General features: G+C 39.9%; 12 protein-coding genes and 1 riboswitch. Of the genes, 8 read left to right on the plus strand and 4 right to left on the minus strand.

Translation table 11 applies throughout. From position 1 onward, the window contains the following. Nucleotides 1-79: 79 nt before the first annotated feature. A complete protein-coding gene (locus AM305_RS11825) occupies nucleotides 80-4,903 on the minus strand; it encodes a S6 family peptidase (RefSeq protein ID WP_005823837.1) in 4,824 nt (1,607 codons plus the stop codon). A gap of 221 nt (nucleotides 4,904-5,124) precedes the next feature. Next, a riboswitch (FMN riboswitch) is annotated at nucleotides 5,125-5,250 on the plus strand. A 135-nt stretch (nucleotides 5,251-5,385) separates the two neighbouring features. Between AM305_RS11825 and ribD the strand changes: the two genes are divergently transcribed. From ribD to ribH, 4 genes are all read left to right on the plus strand, one after another. Next, nucleotides 5,386-6,471 (plus strand): bifunctional diaminohydroxyphosphoribosylaminopyrimidine deaminase/5-amino-6-(5-phosphoribosylamino)uracil reductase RibD, encoded by a 1,086-nt coding sequence (gene ribD, locus AM305_RS05440; RefSeq protein WP_035294029.1) that lies wholly within the window; start codon nucleotides 5,386-5,388, stop codon nucleotides 6,469-6,471. After that, the gene (locus AM305_RS05445) at nucleotides 6,471-7,118 is read left to right on the plus strand and encodes a riboflavin synthase (RefSeq protein WP_005823841.1); all 648 of its coding nucleotides are present in this window, start codon (nucleotides 6,471-6,473) and stop codon (nucleotides 7,116-7,118) included. Before ribD ends, AM305_RS05445 begins: the two co-directional genes overlap by 1 nt. 40 nt (nucleotides 7,119-7,158) lie before the next feature. Next, on the plus strand, nucleotides 7,159-8,358 hold the full coding sequence (locus AM305_RS05450; RefSeq protein ID WP_005823843.1) for a bifunctional 3,4-dihydroxy-2-butanone-4-phosphate synthase/GTP cyclohydrolase II: 1,200 nt from the start codon (nucleotides 7,159-7,161) through the stop codon (nucleotides 8,356-8,358). A gap of 70 nt (nucleotides 8,359-8,428) precedes the next feature. Then, on the plus strand, nucleotides 8,429-8,890 hold the full coding sequence (ribH, locus tag AM305_RS05455) for a 6,7-dimethyl-8-ribityllumazine synthase (RefSeq protein WP_005823845.1): 462 nt from the start codon (nucleotides 8,429-8,431) through the stop codon (nucleotides 8,888-8,890). Between the two features lie 81 nt (nucleotides 8,891-8,971). Here ribH and odhB read toward each other — a convergent pair whose 3' ends face one another. From odhB to purH, 3 genes are all read right to left on the minus strand, one after another. Beyond that, a complete protein-coding gene (odhB, locus tag AM305_RS05460; RefSeq protein WP_005823847.1) occupies nucleotides 8,972-10,201 on the minus strand; it encodes a 2-oxoglutarate dehydrogenase complex dihydrolipoyllysine-residue succinyltransferase in 1,230 nt (409 codons plus the stop codon). 61 nt (nucleotides 10,202-10,262) lie between these two features. Next, nucleotides 10,263-13,076: a 2-oxoglutarate dehydrogenase E1 component gene (sucA, locus tag AM305_RS05465; RefSeq protein ID WP_005823850.1), complete on the minus strand. Its 2,814-nt coding sequence runs from the start codon at nucleotides 13,074-13,076 to the stop codon at nucleotides 10,263-10,265. Between the two features lie 210 nt (nucleotides 13,077-13,286). After that, on the minus strand, nucleotides 13,287-14,876 hold the full coding sequence (purH, locus tag AM305_RS05470) for a bifunctional phosphoribosylaminoimidazolecarboxamide formyltransferase/IMP cyclohydrolase (RefSeq protein ID WP_005823852.1): 1,590 nt from the start codon (nucleotides 14,874-14,876) through the stop codon (nucleotides 13,287-13,289). 115 nt (nucleotides 14,877-14,991) lie between these two features. On the opposite strand from purH, the gene AM305_RS05475 reads away from it, so the two are divergent. The 4 genes from AM305_RS05475 to AM305_RS05490 all read left to right on the plus strand — a co-directional run bounded on the left by AM305_RS05475 (nucleotide 14,992) and on the right by AM305_RS05490 (nucleotide 17,959). Beyond that, entirely contained in the window at nucleotides 14,992-15,264 is a 273-nt protein-coding gene (locus AM305_RS05475; RefSeq protein WP_005823854.1) for a GNAT family N-acetyltransferase, read from the plus strand. A 109-nt stretch (nucleotides 15,265-15,373) separates the two neighbouring features. Further along, entirely contained in the window at nucleotides 15,374-16,408 is a 1,035-nt protein-coding gene (metN, locus tag AM305_RS05480) for a methionine ABC transporter ATP-binding protein MetN (protein WP_005823855.1), read from the plus strand. Next, nucleotides 16,398-17,075, plus strand: coding sequence for a methionine ABC transporter permease (locus AM305_RS05485; RefSeq protein ID WP_005823857.1), 678 nt, complete (start codon nucleotides 16,398-16,400; stop codon nucleotides 17,073-17,075). Before metN ends, AM305_RS05485 begins: the two co-directional genes overlap by 11 nt. 65 nt (nucleotides 17,076-17,140) lie before the next feature. Further along, complete coding sequence (locus AM305_RS05490) at nucleotides 17,141-17,959, plus strand: MetQ/NlpA family lipoprotein (protein ID WP_005823859.1); 819 nt, start codon at nucleotides 17,141-17,143, stop codon at nucleotides 17,957-17,959. Nucleotides 17,960-18,019: the final 60 nt, after the last annotated feature.

Raw genomic sequence — 18,019 nt, forward strand, 5'->3', positions numbered from 1 at the left:
CTATTCGGTAAATGAGGAGATTTTAAATAAAATACCCTTTATTTAGAGATAAAGGGTATTTAAAAATGATTTTGAATTTTTACCAGTGGTAACCCACTTTCAATCCAGCATAACGCCGTCTTTGCATTTCTTTGCTCGAGATTACCCCGATATTGGCATCAGCAGACCAGTTGTTACCTTTAAAGGTAATACCAAATTCATGGTTGAAGTGGCGATCTAGTTTTTGCACCAATGGGTTTCCATTGACGGTTACAGCGTTTTCAACGTTAGAATGATGACGAGCATCAATATAAATCGTACTTATACGTGGCGTAATGGTCATGTTATCAAGCATAAAATCACGAGAAAGCGATAAGCCTGCTTGATAGCTTGTAAATGTTAGTGGTTTAAGTTGTACATTTGCACCATTAAGTGTGTAATTTTCTCCAGATAAACGATAACGCTTGATACCGAATGAAGGCAGAATTTTCCACGATTCTAGCTGCCAAGCTTTAGCAAAATTCACTCCAAATGCTGAGGTGTTTCTGTTGATATTTTTACGTTCACCATCTAACTGTAATTCATTTTTAGTTTGACCATAGCTTGCTTCAAGGGTTGAAAGCCAACCATTTTCAGATTGTGCTTTTAAGTAAAGTGTTGCCATATTTAGCTTTCCTTTACCTTGTGCTTGATCATAATCTAACGATGAATCCACAGAGGAAAGTATCGTTCCTAAGCGGAAGTGCTTAGACATTTCGCCTTCCACACCTAATTGCGTTAAGGTGCTATTTTTTTGATATCCTCTATAATTATTTGAGTCTGATTTAATTTGTTGATAGTCGTAGTTTACCCATACCGATAAAGGCTCATATTTCGGTGTAACCAGTTCTCGATGAAGATTGCGTTCTACTTGTAGTAACGCGCCTATTTGTGCTGAAAGCTCAGATAAAGCTGCATTAGTATAACGGCTAATGCCATCTTTTTGATTAAGTATCACACGATCTGCTTGAGTATTATCGCTAGGTTCTGCGGAGGTTAAATTCACAACGGCATTACAAATTCCAGCGGACTCCGTTTGTAAGCATAATTTCTCAGCTTTAACAAGAATATCTTTAACCATCAAATCGACAGCTTCAAGTTGGGCATCTGCATTCGCTTTCTGATTTTGCGCATGTAGAATTGAGCGATCAAGTGCTTCAATGGTTGTTTGAAGCTGGCTATATAAGTTAGTGTAGCCACCTAATTGCTTTTGTAGCTTGGTTAGCTGTTTACGTGCTTGAGCTTTTGCAATAAAACGAATCCACGGCAAGCTATTTACTTTGGCTTGCTGTTCATTCACTTGTTGTTGAGCTTTGTCCATGGATAACTTGACACTTTTTTGCTCTGTCTGAACTTGTTTTACTTTGTTACTCAGTTCTATCACTTCTTCAGCATAGTCTTTAGCTGATTGTTGTGCATCAGAGAGTAGAGACTGAATTTGTGAGTAATTGTTATTGATTTGAGCATCTCGTAAAGGGCTATATAAGAGATAGTCATTATTTTGATTTTTAATAATATAGCGATAAGTACCCAAATCAACGTAGCCTTTTTCATTCAGTGAAAGTTTTAGTGATTTTGCATTTTGGCTATGGTTATCTACGGTAAATAGACTGATTGGTAGAACGGAATTAGGCTCAGTCCCTGTATTCGCCATCGAAAGAGAGAAACTCCCCGTTGCGGTTCCATTTACCGTAACATGATCCCCTTTACCAGCCGTAACGTTTGTAAGATAAATAAATTGTCCTTGGCCAGATAAATTACCGTTAATAGTCAGTTTTTGATAAGCTTTATGGTTATTGTCTGCGTTGAGATCAACAACACCACCATTTAAAATGAGGCTTCCAATACTACTGTTACCGCTCATTAACCATTGGCCATCATGTTCAATGGTGGTTTTGGTTTCTTTATCAGCTGTGATTGCACCAGATAAAATAGATTTACCAATATGCAGTTGAGCATTGTGCCACAAGCGAACATTACCTTTAGCTTGTAATGTTGGAATGCTGTCGTATGCCTCTTTTCCTACGGTTGGCGTTTGGCAAGTTGTAACGCCCGTGTAATCAGAGCGTTGGCAAACAGGGGTATTTCCTTGAACAAAGCCCAATTGTAATAAACCGTTTTGTGCTGCATAGAAACTGCCTGTTGCAAGTTCTGCATTACGCCCAAAGATCAGTTTTCCATCATGGTTTACGCTAAAGGCATTGGCTCTGAATTCGCGATTGAGCCACTCATTATCATAAATAACCTCTTGATTGTTGATAAAGTCGTAAGCATGAGGAACAGGTCTTCCTGAAAGGATGACTGCACCATTATTGACTTTTAATTCGCCGTTTAGCTTCATTCCTCCCGTCATTACCAGTGTATCTTTGGCATCTGTTGGTGCAAAGGTAACATTCATTTTGCCATTTGTGCCACTGGTTTCACCAATCATCCCAGCAAATGTTTCTATGTGGCTATTGGCATATTGGCGAGATAAAACGGTTTTGATTGCTTCATCCTTGTTACTGCCTAAAAACTCCCAACTTGCATTACTCGTTTGGTTTGTCGGGTAGAAGCTATTTGCGTTTCCCCCTTCTTTGAGGACAAAATAATCAGTGCGATTTCTAGCGTGGTTATTGATATATTCATAGATATCTGCACCACTTTTGCCCCAATTTCCCCACGTTAAATTAGCGATTTCTTTTTGATATAGAGCCTTTGTTACTGCCGTAAAGAGATCACTACCAATATATTGCCAATGTGTATTACTGGTTTGAGTGGTTGGGAAGGCACTATTCGCATTACCATTTTCTTTTAACGTGAAATAATCGGTGCGGTTTGCTGTTTTGCGCTCATAAATATCCGCACTTGCAGAGCCTAGCGTTCCCCAAGTGAGTTCTTTAGCCATTTTTTGAGCAAAAGCTGTTTCAATAGCGTTTATTTTATCGCTACCGATATATTCCCAACTTTCGTTACTTGTTTGGTTTGTTGGGAAAAATTGGTTTGCGCGACCATTATTTTTTAGGACAAAGTAGTCCTTACGGTTACCTGCATGGGTATTAACATACTCATAGATATCCGCCCCTGATGTTGCCCATTGCCCCCAAGTTAATGCTTCAGCCAGTTTATTGGCTTGAACTTGGCGTACTGCAGCTTCTTTATCGCTACCAATATATTCCCAACTTGCATTACTGCTTTGGTTAGTTGGGTAGTAGTGGTTTGGGTTCCCGTTGTTTTTTAGTACAAAATAATCTTTGCGATTGTTATGATGGGTGTTGATATATTCATAAATATCAGCCCCTGCTTTTCCCCATGTTCCCCACGTCAGATTGGTATCAACGTTTCCATTACCTCGAATAATAAGATTAGCGGTTTGATTATTGTTGTGGTTTACAATTTGAGCGCCTTCATCTTGATTGTTAATTGCGGTGATATTAAAGGTTGTGCCATTTAAATCTAAACGACCACCATGATATCCAAAAACAATGTTTTCAGGTTTTACTTGGCTATCATCAGCTAATACAACCGTTGAACGTCCACTAACGATTTCAACTTTATTAAAAGCTTGTTTTTGGCCATTGGCATCAGTATTCATCGCAAGAATAACGGTTCCATCGCCAACGCTGATATCACCTTGGTTTACACCTGCGCCACTTACATTAAGAGTGCCTTTGCCTAATTTTGATAGACGATCACCTTCAGGGTTTTTGAGTTGCCAGTTTACGGTTTTATTTTCAGCAACAACAACACCAGCCCCCACCCAAGTTGTATTGGATGTTGTACCTTTAACGGTATAGTCTGTTTCAAATTCTAAAGCACCGGCACCTTGGTGGATATTTTGGCTTGCGGTAAGAACACCTGATTTTCCTGTAAAAATAACAGATTTACCGTGATTAAGTGCTAGAAATTCCTTAGATGTATTAACACTATCATCATCTTTAAGATCCACTTGTAGGCGTTTACCGACGCCACTAATTTGGCTGGTATTTCCTGTTGGAACCCAGCTAAATGAAGCACCTGTTTGGGTATTATTTAGCGTTCCGGCATATGTTTCTTTAACTTTTTGATCCGTAAAATCTTGTTTAGCAAGGGTGTACCACATCTTGCTGCTTGATATACCTCTTGCTACGCCAATAAATCCCCATTGTTTCTTTTTCGCATCATAGGCAAGCAAAGGAGAACCACTATCTCCAGCTTCAATCATAGAAGGCATTGCTCCTTGAGCATTGTTAAAGCTACGTTTAAAATAGAGAACGCCTTTTCCAACGGTATCTGCAAAAGCGGGGAGTGTTCCCCCTGTAAGATATTTGTAAGCGCCCGATAAATTTGTTTTATCATCAGGCGTTGTACCTTGATATTGAGAGCCGGAACCTAGCCTTACATAATCTAAAAAATGAGTAGGGTTACGATAAGCTGTGGCATCTTCGCCATAGTAATGAATAGGTAAAGGTTCAGCTTCAGTGACCAATTTATTTAAGCGTGGTGCGTGATAATCATCATAGCTAGTAGAATGTGTCTCGGCAAAATTATTGCGTGCAACCACGAGGTAGTTATAGTCTTGATTTTGAATATCGTTATAGCCAAAATTTATTGTGGTATAGCCGGTATTATGCGCAACGCTAGTGATAAATTGAGGATTAACTAAGGTTGCAATACCATTTTTACTGACTGCACTAAAATCAGGCATTGGTGTTTTAGTCATAATTGTGCCTAATACAGCGCCTGATGTGCTATGAACTGCAATGTTTTTAGCACCTACTGTAAATTTGCCTTTATTTTCGGCAAAGTCACGATAGTCTTGGTAATTAATATGATTAGGGACAGTGCTTGCATAGGTGTCACTATAAATAGCACCTGAAACAAGTAAGGCAAGCAAAGAATAGCGAAACGTACTATGATTATTCATTTTATGTCTCCTTAAGCTTCTTGATAATAGTTATAAAATTCCGAGTAATTAAAAAAGTGAATGCTATAATGTTATTAGTATTGTTATTATATGTGATTTATGTAAATTTTGTAAATTTCTTTACAAAACATGAGGAGTTTAAGTGAAAATAAAGAAGGAAATCGCTGGTAGAAATACCTTGACATTCTTATAGAATCCAAGCAAAATCATCCCCAATTTTAGATTATCTTCAGGGCAGGGTGAAATTCCCGATCGGCGGTAAAGTCCGCGAGCGAAACGAAAAAGGTTTGGCAGGAACCGGTGTAATTCCGGTACCGACAGTATAGTCTGGATGGAAGAAGAGTCATAGAAATACCGCTTATCTAAGCGGTCATTTTCCTATTCTTTTTTGCAAGCCTTGAGTCTTTGGATTCAAGGTTTTTTTGCTATTAAGGCTTTGCCTTTTCTTTCCCCTGCCCGAAATTTACCTATTTTACGTTGCTATGACTGATTTTGACTATATGGCTCGCGCCATTGCATTAGCTGAAAAAGCCCGAGGCTGGACAAATCCAAATCCTTTGGTGGGGTGTGTCATTGTAAAAAATGATGAAATCCTTGCAGAAGGCTATCATGAACGTATTGGTGGCTGGCACGCAGAGCGTAATGCGATTTTGAATTCAAATGCCGATCTGCGTGGCGCAACAGCGTATGTGACGTTAGAGCCTTGTTGCCATCACGGTCGAACGCCGCCTTGTTCAGATTTATTGATTGAGCGTGGGATTTCAAAAGTCTTTATAGGCTCACGAGATCCTAATCCGTTGGTGTCGGGAAAAGGCGTAAAACAGTTACAAGCCGCCGGCATTGAAGTGGTAACCGATTTTATGCGAGAGGAATGTGATCGACTAAACCCGATTTTTTTCCACTATATTCAAACGAAGCGCCCTTATGTGTTGTTGAAATACGCAATGACAGCGGATGGTAAAATTGCGACAAGTAGCGGCGAATCGAAATGGATTACTGGCGAATTGGCACGAGCCAAGGTACAAGAAACGCGCCATCAATATAGTGCAATTATGGTCGGCATTGAAACGGTATTGGCAGATAACCCGATGTTAAATAGCCGTATGCCAAATGCTAAACAACCGGTACGCATTGTTTGTGATAGCTCGCTTCGAACGCCGCTAGATTGTCAGTTGGTTCAGACGGCAAAAGAATATCGCACGATAATTGCAACGGTTTCAGATGATTTGCAAAAAATCGCACAATTTCAACCGCTTGGTGTAGAAATTTTAGTGTGTAAAGTGAAAGACAAGCGGGTAGATTTACAAGACCTTTTGCAAAAACTAGGTGAAATGCAAATAGATAGCCTGTTATTAGAAGGTGGTTCAAGCCTGAATTTCAGTGCATTACAAGTGGGCATAGTTAATCGTGTTCATTGTTATATTGCCCCGAAATTAGTGGGGGGCGCAACGGCAAAAACACCGATTGGTGGCGAAGGGATTGGCGTGTTATCACAAGCTGTCAAATTAACAAATGCACAAATCAGCCAAATTGGCGAAGATATTTTAATTGATTATGAGGTGGCATAATGTTCACAGGTATTATTGAAGAGGTTGGAAGCATTGCCCAAATTCATAAACAGGGCGAGTTTGCGGTTGTTACCATTAATGCAAATAAAGTGCTAAGTGATGTTCATTTAGGCGATAGTATTGCGGTAAATGGTGTCTGCTTAACCGTAACTTCTTTTACAGCAAGTCAATTTACAGCAGATGTGATGTCGGAAACCTTAAAACGTACCTCGTTAGGCGAACTAAAACCAAGCAGTCCGGTTAATTTAGAGCGAGCAATGGCGGCGAATGGACGTTTTGGCGGGCATATCGTATCAGGGCATATTGATGGAACGGGCGAAGTTGTTGAAATCACGCCGGCTAACCATTCAACTTGGTATCGTATTAAAACGTCTGCAAAATTGATGCGTTATATCATTGAAAAAGGTTCGATAACTATTGATGGCATTAGTTTAACGGTCGTTGATACAGATGAGAGTTCATTCCGAGTGTCGATTATTCCACATACCATTAAAGAAACGAATTTAGGCACGAAGAAAATTGGTAGTTTAGTGAATTTAGAAAATGATATTGTGGGTAAATATATTGAACAATTTTTACTAAAAAAAGAACCAGAATATCAACAAGATAAATTGACAATGGATTTTCTAAAAAATGCAGGGTTTTAATCCTTAAATAAAAATATTGATATAGAAAAGAGAGTAAGAAATGTTTAAATTTTCAACCGTAGAAGAGGCGATTGCTGCGATTGCTGCCGGTAAAATTATTTTAGTTACTGATGATGAAGATCGTGAGAATGAAGGCGATTTCATCTGCGCTGCAGAATTTGCCACACCGGAAAATATCAACTTTATGGCAACATATGGGAAGGGGTTAATTTGCACGCCCGTTTCTCAAGAGATCGCAAATAAACTTAACTTTCATCCAATGGTGCCTGTTAATCAGGACAACCACGAAACTGCATTTACTGTATCTGTCGATCATATTGATACGGGAACAGGTATTTCTGCGTTTGAGCGTTCTATTACCGCAATAAAAACAGTTGATGATAATGCCAAACCGAGTGATTTCCGCCGTCCGGGGCATATGTTTCCATTAGTTGCAAAAGATGGTGGCGTGTTGGTGCGTAATGGTCATACCGAAGCGACCGTTGATTTGGCTCGTTTAGCAGGACTAAAACCGGCTGGTTTATGTTGTGAAATTATGGCTGAAGACGGCACGATGATGAGAATGGCGGAGCTTCAGAAATTTGCAACGGAACATAATATGCCGTTTATTACCATTCAACAGCTACAAGAGTATCGCCGTAAGCACGATTGCTTAGTTAAACAGGTTTCTGTGGTGAAAATGCCAACGAAATATGGCGATTTTATGGCGCATAGCTTCGTGGAAATTATTTCAGGTAAAGAGCACGTAGCATTAGTGAAAGGTGATATTGGCGATGGGGAAAATGTGTTAGCACGTATTCATTCCGAATGTTTAACGGGCGATGCCTTTGGTTCACAACGTTGCGACTGCGGTCAGCAATTTGCGGCAGCAATGACTCAAATTGAAAAAGAAGGTCGAGGTGTGGTGCTTTATTTACGTCAAGAAGGTAGAGGCATTGGTTTAATTAATAAATTAAGAGCCTATGAATTGCAAGACAAAGGAATGGATACCGTAGAAGCAAATGTTGCTTTAGGCTTTAAAGAAGATGAACGTGAATACTATATTGGCGCACAAATGTTCCAAATGCTTGGCGTAAAATCTATTCGTTTGCTCACAAATAACCCCGCAAAAATTGAAGGGCTAAGAGAGCAAGGTTTGAATATTACTTCACGTGAACCGATTATTGTTGAACCCAATAAAAACGACATTGAGTATTTAAAAGTTAAACAAACCAAAATGGGACATATGTTTAATTTCTAATAGAAAAATCCCTCTTTAGAAAAGAGGGAGAATATGATTACAAATTTATTTATCAGAGGAAACTTTAAAAATGGCAAAAATTACAGGTAACTTAGTTGCAACAGGGTTAAAATTCGGTATCGTAACAGCCCGTTTTAATGACTTTATTAACGACAAATTATTAAGTGGTGCAGTTGATGCATTAGTTCGTCACGGTGCATCAGAAGATGACATCGATACAGCTTGGGTGCCTGGTGCATTTGAAATTCCACTTGTTGCTAAAAAAATGGCAGAAAGTGGTAAATATGATGCCGTAATCTGTTTAGGTACAGTGATTCGTGGTTCAACAACTCACTACGATTATGTGTGTAACGAAGCGGCAAAAGGTATTGGTGCAGTGGCTTTACAAACGGGTGTACCTGTTATGTTTGGCGTATTAACAACCGAAAATATTGAACAAGCGATTGAGCGCGCGGGTACTAAAGCAGGCAATAAAGGTGCTGAATGTGCATTAGGCGCGGTAGAAATGGTTAATGTGTTAAAAGCACTTTAATTTACGTTAGGCTTACTGATTTAAAAGGCATAGTAGACAAATTTGTCTACTATGCCTTTTTAATCTTTATTTCATTTGAGATTAGATTTCTAATAATAGACGTGTTGGATCTTCAAGTAAGTCTTTTACCGCCACTAAGAAACCTACCGATTCACGTCCATCAATGAGTCGGTGATCATAAGAGAGCGCTAGATACATCATAGGACGAATAACCACTTGCCCATCAACTGCCACTGGGCGATCTTTAATGGCATGCATGCCTAAAATCGCACTTTGAGGTGGGTTGATAATTGGGGTAGACATCAGTGAGCCAAATACCCCACCATTGGTAATCGTGAAATTCCCACCGGTTAAATCTTCAACGGTTAATTTACCATCACGCCCTTTCTCTGCAAGCGTTTTGATTGTTTTCTCAATTTCCGCCATAGAAAGCTTATCGCAGTTGCGAATAACCGGTGTGACTAAACCACGAGGTGTAGAAACGGCAATACTGATATCGAAATAGTTGTGATAGACCACATCATCGCCATCAATCGAAGCATTGATTTCAGGGTAGCGTTTAAGTGCCTCAACAACAGCTTTAATATAGAAAGACATAAAGCCTAAACGTACGCCGTGTTGTTTCTCGAATTTCTCGCCATAGGTTTTACGTAACGTCATAATTGGCTGCATATCAACTTCATTGAAAGTGGTTAGCATTGCTGTTGAATTTTTAGCTTCAAGTAAGCGCTCTGCAATACGTTTACGTAAACGGGTCATTGGCACACGTTTTTCGCTACGAGAAGAGTAGGCCACCGTGCTTACTGTATTTTGTTCCGTTGCCATTGCAGATTTCGCTTGTTGTGCTTCACGTTTTGCAAGGTAAGCATTGATATCTTCACGCGTTAATCGTCCGCCAACGCCAGTGCCTTGAACTTGATTTGCTTCAATGCCGTGTTCAGCCAGTAAACGGCGAATTGCAGGGCCTTGTGAATCAGCATCAGAATGATCGTGTTCAATGGCAGAGGTCTTTCTATCCGCTGGTGTTGCTTCTACACTGTTTGTTGCAACATTTTGGATAAAATCGCCCGCTTGTGTGGTTGAAATTTTACCTAATACTTGTGAAGAAATAACGGTAGAACCGCTTTCTTGTAAGATCTCACTCAATATACCATCAACCGGAGACGGGACTTCAAGTACGACTTTATCTGTTTCTACTTCAACTAAAACTTCATCGCGTTTTACGCTATCGCCTGCCTTTTTATGCCATGTTGCGACAGTCGCATCAGCCACAGACTCAGGGAGAACAGGAGTTAGGATTTCAGTTGTCATATTTTTTTCCTTTTTAAATTTCATTTTACTCTCCCTATCTCGAATAGGGAGAGACGTATAATTAAAGAGTTAAAGCCTGTTCAACAAGCTCTCGTTGTTGTTTGTTATGTAATGAGGCATAACCGACTGCTGGGGCTGCAGAAGCAGGGCGTCCGGCATAATGTAATTTAGCTTTTGCCGGAATAACCGCTTCAAAATTATGTTTACTGCAATACCATGCGCCTTGGTTTTGAGGCTCTTCTTGACACCAAACAAAGTCTTTTACATGCGCATAAGGCTCAAGAACTTTCGCCATGTCTTCAACCGGGAATGGATAGAGCTGTTCAATACGAATGATCGCAACATCTATTTGCTCTTTTTTACGGCGTTCTTCAAGTAGATCGTAATAAACTTTACCAGAGCACATCACGACACGTTTCACTTTTTTCGGATCGATACTATCAATTTCGCCAATCACATTTTGGAATTGTCCATTCACTAATTCATCAAAAGATGAAACGGCAAGTGGGTGGCGTAAAAGTGATTTTGGTGAAATCGCCACTAACGGACGGCGCATTTTACGAATGGCTTGGCGGCGTAACATATGATACACCTGAGCCGGTGTACTCGGAACACAGACTTGCATATTTTGTTGTGCGCAAAGTTGTAAATAGCGTTCTAAACGAGCAGATGAATGTTCCGGTCCTTGCCCTTCATAACCGTGAGGAAGCAACATCACAAGACCACACATACGTCCCCATTTTTGTTCGCCCGAACTGATGAACTGGTCAATCACAATTTGTGCACCATTTGCGAAGTCACCAAATTGTGCTTCCCAAATCGTTAATGTTTTTGGATCGGTGGTTGCAAAGCCATATTCAAAAGCTAAAACAGCTTCTTCAGAGAGTACCGAGTCCCAAACTTGGAAACGACCTTGGTTTGCATGTAAATGGGTTAATGGTACAAAACCGGTACCATCATTTTGATTATGCACAACAGCATGGCGATGGAAGAACGTACCACGTCCGGCATCTTCACCGGAAATACGCACGTGAGTTCCTTCATCTAAAAGGGTTGCATATGCCATCGTTTCAGCCATACCCCAATCAAAAGGTTTGTTACCTTCTGCCATTTCTTTGCGATCGTTATAGATTTTTTCTACACGAGAATGTGCTTTTACAGAGGCCGGATATTCAGCAACACGTTTTGCTAAAGTGGTAAAACGATCTGTCGGGAATCTATTTTCATAAGGTGCAGTCCAATCGTAGTTGAGGTATTGTAGCCAATCAACTGCTGCCATATCCATTTCACGCCACTCAGGTACAACACATTCGCCATGATCAAGCGCATCACGGTATTCATTAGCCATTGAAGTGACTTCATCTTGATTTAATACACCTTCAGCTACTAAACGATCCGCATAGACTTTGCGTGGAGTAGGGTGTTTTTTGATAATGCTATACATCATCGGCTGTGTCGCTAGAGGTTCATCTGCTTCGTTATGTCCATGACGGCGATAAGAAATTAAATCGATGAAAATATCACGTTTAAATTTAGTGCGATATTCAACTGCCATACGAGCTGCAAATGCAACAGCTTCCGGATCATCGCCATTAACGTGGATAATCGGCGCTTGAATCATTTTTGCAATATCAGTACAAAATTCGGTAGAGCGGGTATCGTTCGGGTTTGACGTGGTAAAACCAATTTGGTTATTGATCACAATACGGATTGTACCGCCTACCGTATAACCTCGAGCATTTGCCATATTTAACGTTTCTTGCATCACGCCTTGACCTGTAACCGCAGAATCGCCATGAACGGTAATGGCAAGCACTTTCTCGTGAGTCGTATCGCCTAAGCGTTCTTGACGAGCACGAACCGAACCGATGACCACAGGGCTCACAATTTCAAGATGAGAAGGGTTAAATGCAAGGGTTAAATGCACACGTTTATCATCAACGGCAAAATCAGATGAGAAACCTTGATGGTATTTTACATCCCCCGTACGATTATCATCAGCGTGTTTTCCTGCAAATTCATCAAAGAGTTCGCCCGGTTTTTTACCGAGAACATTGACGAGCATATTTAAACGACCACGGTGAGCCATGCCCATCACAACATCATTCATACCATTACGGCTTGCGTGACGAATAATTTCTTTCATCATCGGAATAAAGGCATCAGAACCTTCAAGAGAGAAACGTTTTGCCCCAGGGAATTTTGCACCAAGATAACGTTCTAAACCATCAGCGGCCGTTAATTCTGCAAGAAGATTGATTTTCTCTTCTTTTGTAAAGAGAGGTTTATTCAGCACACTTTCCATTTTTGCTTGAAGCCAATTACGCTGTTCCATATCGTGAACATGCATAAATTCAAGCCCGATAGAACCTAAATACGTCTCTTTCAATGCTTTGACAAGATCGCCAAATTTCATGGTATCTTTGCCATAAACATATTTCCCTAGGGTAACCGTTTCATTTAAATCTGCATCACTAAAGCCATGAAAACGGTAATCTAGCTCAGGAACTTGCGAAGTTTTCCAACGATAATAGTTCAAAGGGTCAAGGTTTGCTTGAGTATAGCCACGAATGCGATGAGCATTGATCCATTGAAGTAATTTTACCTGTTTAGCGCTTGCTTCAGGATCAACGACAGAAACGGCTTCAGGGAGATTTTCTCGCGCTAGCTTACGGAAATAATCACGAACTTGAGAATGTGGTTGTTCCGCAACGGTTGTTGCAGGGAAACTGTCAAAAATAGCTTTCCATGAAGCATCAACAGAAGCCGGATCTTCAAGATACTGCTCGTAGATTTCTTCAACATAGGCTTGGTTCGAGCCCCCAAATGGACTCGAAGCGAGCCAATCATCAAAATTTTTATATTGATATTGCATATAGACCTAACCTGTTTGGTTGTAGATATCTAAGATATTATACTTGAAATAAGAAAAGAATAATGTGAGCAATATCAGATTTTCAACATTTAAGCGGTCTTTTTTAACAAAAATTTTGCAAAATAGATAAAATCCCTACCAAGATTTTACTTAATAGGGATTAGGAAGTGGATGTAAAAATGTTTTACCAATATAACCGTTTAAATGGTATTAGTGGCGGAAATGACGCATTCCGGTTAGTACCATTGCCATACCGTGTTCATCGGCAGCATCGATTACTTCTTGATCTCGCATTGAGCCACCTGGGTGGATAACGCAAGTAATACCAACTTTAGCTGCAGCATCAATACCATCACGGAATGGGAAGAAGGCATCAGAAGCCATCACACAACCTGCAACTTGTAAGCCTTCATCTTCGGCTTTAATGCCGGCAATTTTCGCAGAGTAAACGCGGCTCATTTGCCCTGCGCCAATACCGATAGTTTGCCCATCCTTGGCATACACGATAGCATTCGATTTTACGAATTTTGCTACTTTCCAACAGAATAAGAGATCTTTTAATTCTGCTTCAGTAGGTTTACGTTTTGACACAACTTGTAAATCTTCAATTGACACTGCACCTTGATCCGCATCTTGAACTAATAAACCGCCATTAACACGTTTGAAATCTAAACGTTTTTGTGGTGCAGAAAATTCGCCACATTCTAATACACGGACATTTTTCTTTTTCGCTAAGGCTGCTTTCGCTTCTTCAGACACACTTGGCGCAATAATCACTTCAACAAATTGACGTTCTGTAATCGTTTGTGCTGTTTCGCCGTCTAATTCACGGTTGAAAGCGATAATGCCACCAAAGGCAGAAGTTGGGTCTGTTTGGTATGCTCGGTTATAGGCTTCTAAAATATCTTTACCTAAGGCAACACCACAAGGGTTTGCGTGTTTTACAATCACACAAGCTGGTTCTGCAAACTCTTTCACGCATTCAAGCGCTGCGTCTGTATCGGCAATATTATTGTAAGAAAGAGCTTTGCCTTGTAGTTGTTTAGCCGTAGAAACAGAGGCTTCTTTTAGCTCATTTTCAACGTAAAATGCGGCATTTTGATGTGCATTTTCGCCATAACGCATGGTTTGTTTACGTGTAAAATTAAGATTAAGCGTGCGAGGGAATTGACCGCAAGGCTGTGTTAAATCCTCTTCTTCCGCACCTTGATATGGTGGGACTTTTTGACCGAAGTAGTTAGCGATCATTGAGTCATATTGTGCTGTATGTTCGAAGGCTTTAATCGCAAGGTTGAAACGAGTTTCTAACGTTAGGCTATTAGCGTTGTTATCCATTTCAGCCAAAATTGCATCAAAGTCATTGTTATTCACGACAATCGCAACATCTTTATGGTTTTTCGCTGCAGAACGTACCATTGTCGGGCCACCAATATCAATATTTTCTACCGCATCTTCTAAGGTGCAATCTGGTTTTGCCACAGTTGCAGCGAATGGGTAAAGATTTACCACCACCATATCAATACGTTCGATACCGTGTTGGTTCATAATCTCATCATCAGTGCCACGGCGACCTAAAATCCCTCCGTGAACTTTTGGGTGTAAGGTTTTTACACGCCCGTCCATCATTTCCGGAAAGCCGGTGTAATCTGATACTTCTGTAACCGGTAAACCTGCTTCGGCTAATAATTTTGCCGTACCGCCGGTAGAAAGTAATTTTACGCCACGAGCCGAAAGCCCACGAGCAAATTCGACAATGCCTTTTTTATCAGACACACTTAATAATGCTTGCTGAATCGCCATTTTGAGTTCCTTTAATAAATGGATTAAAATAAATCGGCAGGATTATAGCGCAAACGTTTGCTTTTTTCATTAGCAAGCAGTTGATTTTATGAATTTTTTTACAAAGGAGGGGAGAATGCCTATTCAATATAATGCGGAACAGTTTGAATTTTCTTACTTTGATGAGCAAGGGGAGAAAGTTGGGAAGCTATGTTATCGCTACATTAAAGATGATGTGATCGATGCTTTTCATACTAAAGTGGCAGAAAGCCACCAAGGGAAAGGGATTGCAGGATTGCTTTACGATGCATTGATTAGCTTTGCCCAAGCACAACAGCTCAAAATTAAACCTAGTTGCAGCTATATTGAAGTAAAAATGAGACGTTCTCATCAAAATATGATGATTTGAGTTCTTTTATTCCATTTTGATATAAAAAAAGCGGTGCTGTGAATTGACATAGCATTCTAGACGTCTAAAATAACAAAAGTTTTTTATAAAAAATAAAGTGGATAATTTTATGATTCAGCTGAAAAACATCAGCAAACAGTTTGAGGTAAAAGGTAAAAAAATTACCGCCTTAGATAATGTTAATCTTCATGTACCAAAAGGTACGATTTATGGCGTCATCGGTGCATCAGGTGCCGGTAAAAGTACGCTTATTCGTTGCGTCAATTTATTAGAACGCCCAACCATTGGTGAAGTGATCGTTGATGGACAAGATTTAACCGCAATGTCGGATAAAGAGCTCATTTTAGCTCGCCGTAATATTGCAATGATTTTCCAACATTTTAATTTGCTTTCTTCGCAAACGGTATTTGACAATATCGCTTTGCCGTTGCGTTTAAACAATACGCCTAAAGAGCAAATTGATAAGAAGGTCAATGAATTGCTTGAGTTAGTTGGACTGACCGAACGCAAAGATGTTTATCCAAGTAATTTATCGGGTGGGCAGAAACAACGTGTTGCTATTGCTCGCGCATTAGCCAGCGATCCGCACGTTTTACTTTGTGATGAAGCAACCAGTGCATTAGATCCGGCAACCACACAATCTATCCTTCAATTATTAAAAGATATTAACAAACGTTTAGGCTTAACCATTTTATTGATTACTCACGAAATGGAAGTGGTAAAACGCATTTGTGATCGTGTTGCAGTAATTGATAAAGGGCAGTTAATTGAAACTGGCTCGGTAAGTGAAATTTTCTCTAATCCGAAAACGGAATTAGCGCAGAAATTTATTCAATCGACCTTCCATTTTGAATTGCCGGCAGAATATACGGAACAACTTTCACAAACCGCAACAGAAAAGAGTAAACCGATTATCAAATTTGAGTTTACCGGACGTTCGGTAGATGCGCCGTTACTTTCCAATGTTTCTAAGAAATTTGGCATTGATTTTAGTATTCTGATGTCGCAAATTGATTACGCCGGCGGTGTAAAATTTGGTTTTGTGATCGCTGAAGTTTGTGGTGATAGTGATGCCATTGCAGAATCTAAGTTCTATTTAATTGATCATAATGTAAAAGTTGAGGTGTTAGGTTATGTGGGATAATTTTATGAATGAACTAACGCCTCAAATGTGGCAATTAGTGGCAAGTTCGACCTTAGAGACCATCTACATGGGATTTGTGGCAACCTTATTATCCGTTGTGGTGGGGTTACCGATTGGATTTTTAGCATTCTTAACAGGGAAAGGCGAAATTTTAGAAAATACTCGATTACACCAAGTGTTAGATGTAGTTATCAACATTGGGCGCTCTGTTCCTTTTATTATTTTGTTGATCGTATTATTGCCTTTTACTCGTTTACTCGTTGGCACAACACTTGGCACAACGGCAGCGATTGTTCCTTTAAGTGTTTCGGCAATTCCTTTTTTTGCTCGCTTAACGTCCAATGCGTTACTTGAAATTCCGGCAGGTTTAACTGAAGCTGCAAAATCAATGGGCGCAACAAATTGGCAAGTGGTAACAAAATTCTATTTACCGGAATCATTACCGATTTTAATTAACGGTATCACTTTAACATTAGTGGCATTGATTGGTTATTCGGCAATGGCTGGTGCTGTTGGTGGTGGCGGTTTGGGTAACTTAGCAATTAGTTATGGCGAACACCGAAATATGATTTATGTGAAATGGATTGCAACAGTCATTATTGTGGCAATTGTGATGATTTCACAAAAATTAGGTGATCATTTAGCGAAAAAATTTGATCATCGGTAAACGAACGGCTTAATTAAGCAATTCATCATTTATATGCAAACATATCTCATCGAAAGGAGAATTTTATGAACTTTAAGAAAGTTTTAGGAGTAGCCCTTGTTTCAGCATTAGCTTTAACAGGTTGCAAAGAAGAAAAAAAAGCAGAAGCAGCTGCGCAGCCAACCAATAAAATTAAAGTGGGCGTGATGTCTGGTCCTGAGCATACCGTTGCGGAAAAAGCTGCACAAGTGGCAAAAGAAAAATACGGCTTAGATGTCGAATTCGTCTTATTTAATGACTACGCTTTACCAAACACAGCAGTAAGCAAAGGCGATTTAGACATTAATGCAATGCAACACAAACCTTACTTAGATAAAGATTCAGCAGCAAAAGAGTTGAAAAATCTCGTAATCGTGGGTAATACCTTTGTTTATCCGTTAGCCGGTTATTCTAAGAAAGTGAAAAACGTATCAGAATTAGCGGAAGGCGCAGTTGTGGCTGTACCAAATGACCCAAGCAACCTTGCTCGTGCGTTAATTTTATTAGAGAAACAAGGTCTTATTAAATTAAAAGACAACACTAACTTATTCTCAACCTCACAAGATATTATTGAGAACCCTAAAAATCTTAAAATTCAAGAAGTAGATACATCGGTTGCAGCAAAAGCATTAGATGATGTGGCACTTGCGGTTGTAAATAATACTTATGCGGGTCAAGTTGGTTTAAGCGCAAGCGATGGTATTTTCGTGGAGGCAAAAGATTCGCCTTATGTGAACATCATTGTGGCTCGTACTGATAACAAAGACAGCAAAGCAGTACAAGATTTTGTAAAAGCATACCAAACAGAAGAAGTTTACCAAGAAGCACAAAAACACTTTAAAGACGGTGTTGTGAAAGGTTGGTAATAAATTTTAGCGGTTAGATTTGGCTTAAAAATCTTCGCTCCCTCCGTTTACGGAGGGAGC

Source organism: Actinobacillus minor NM305 (assembly GCF_000175195.1).
Taxonomy (GTDB): domain Bacteria; phylum Pseudomonadota; class Gammaproteobacteria; order Enterobacterales; family Pasteurellaceae; genus Haemophilus_A; species Haemophilus_A minor.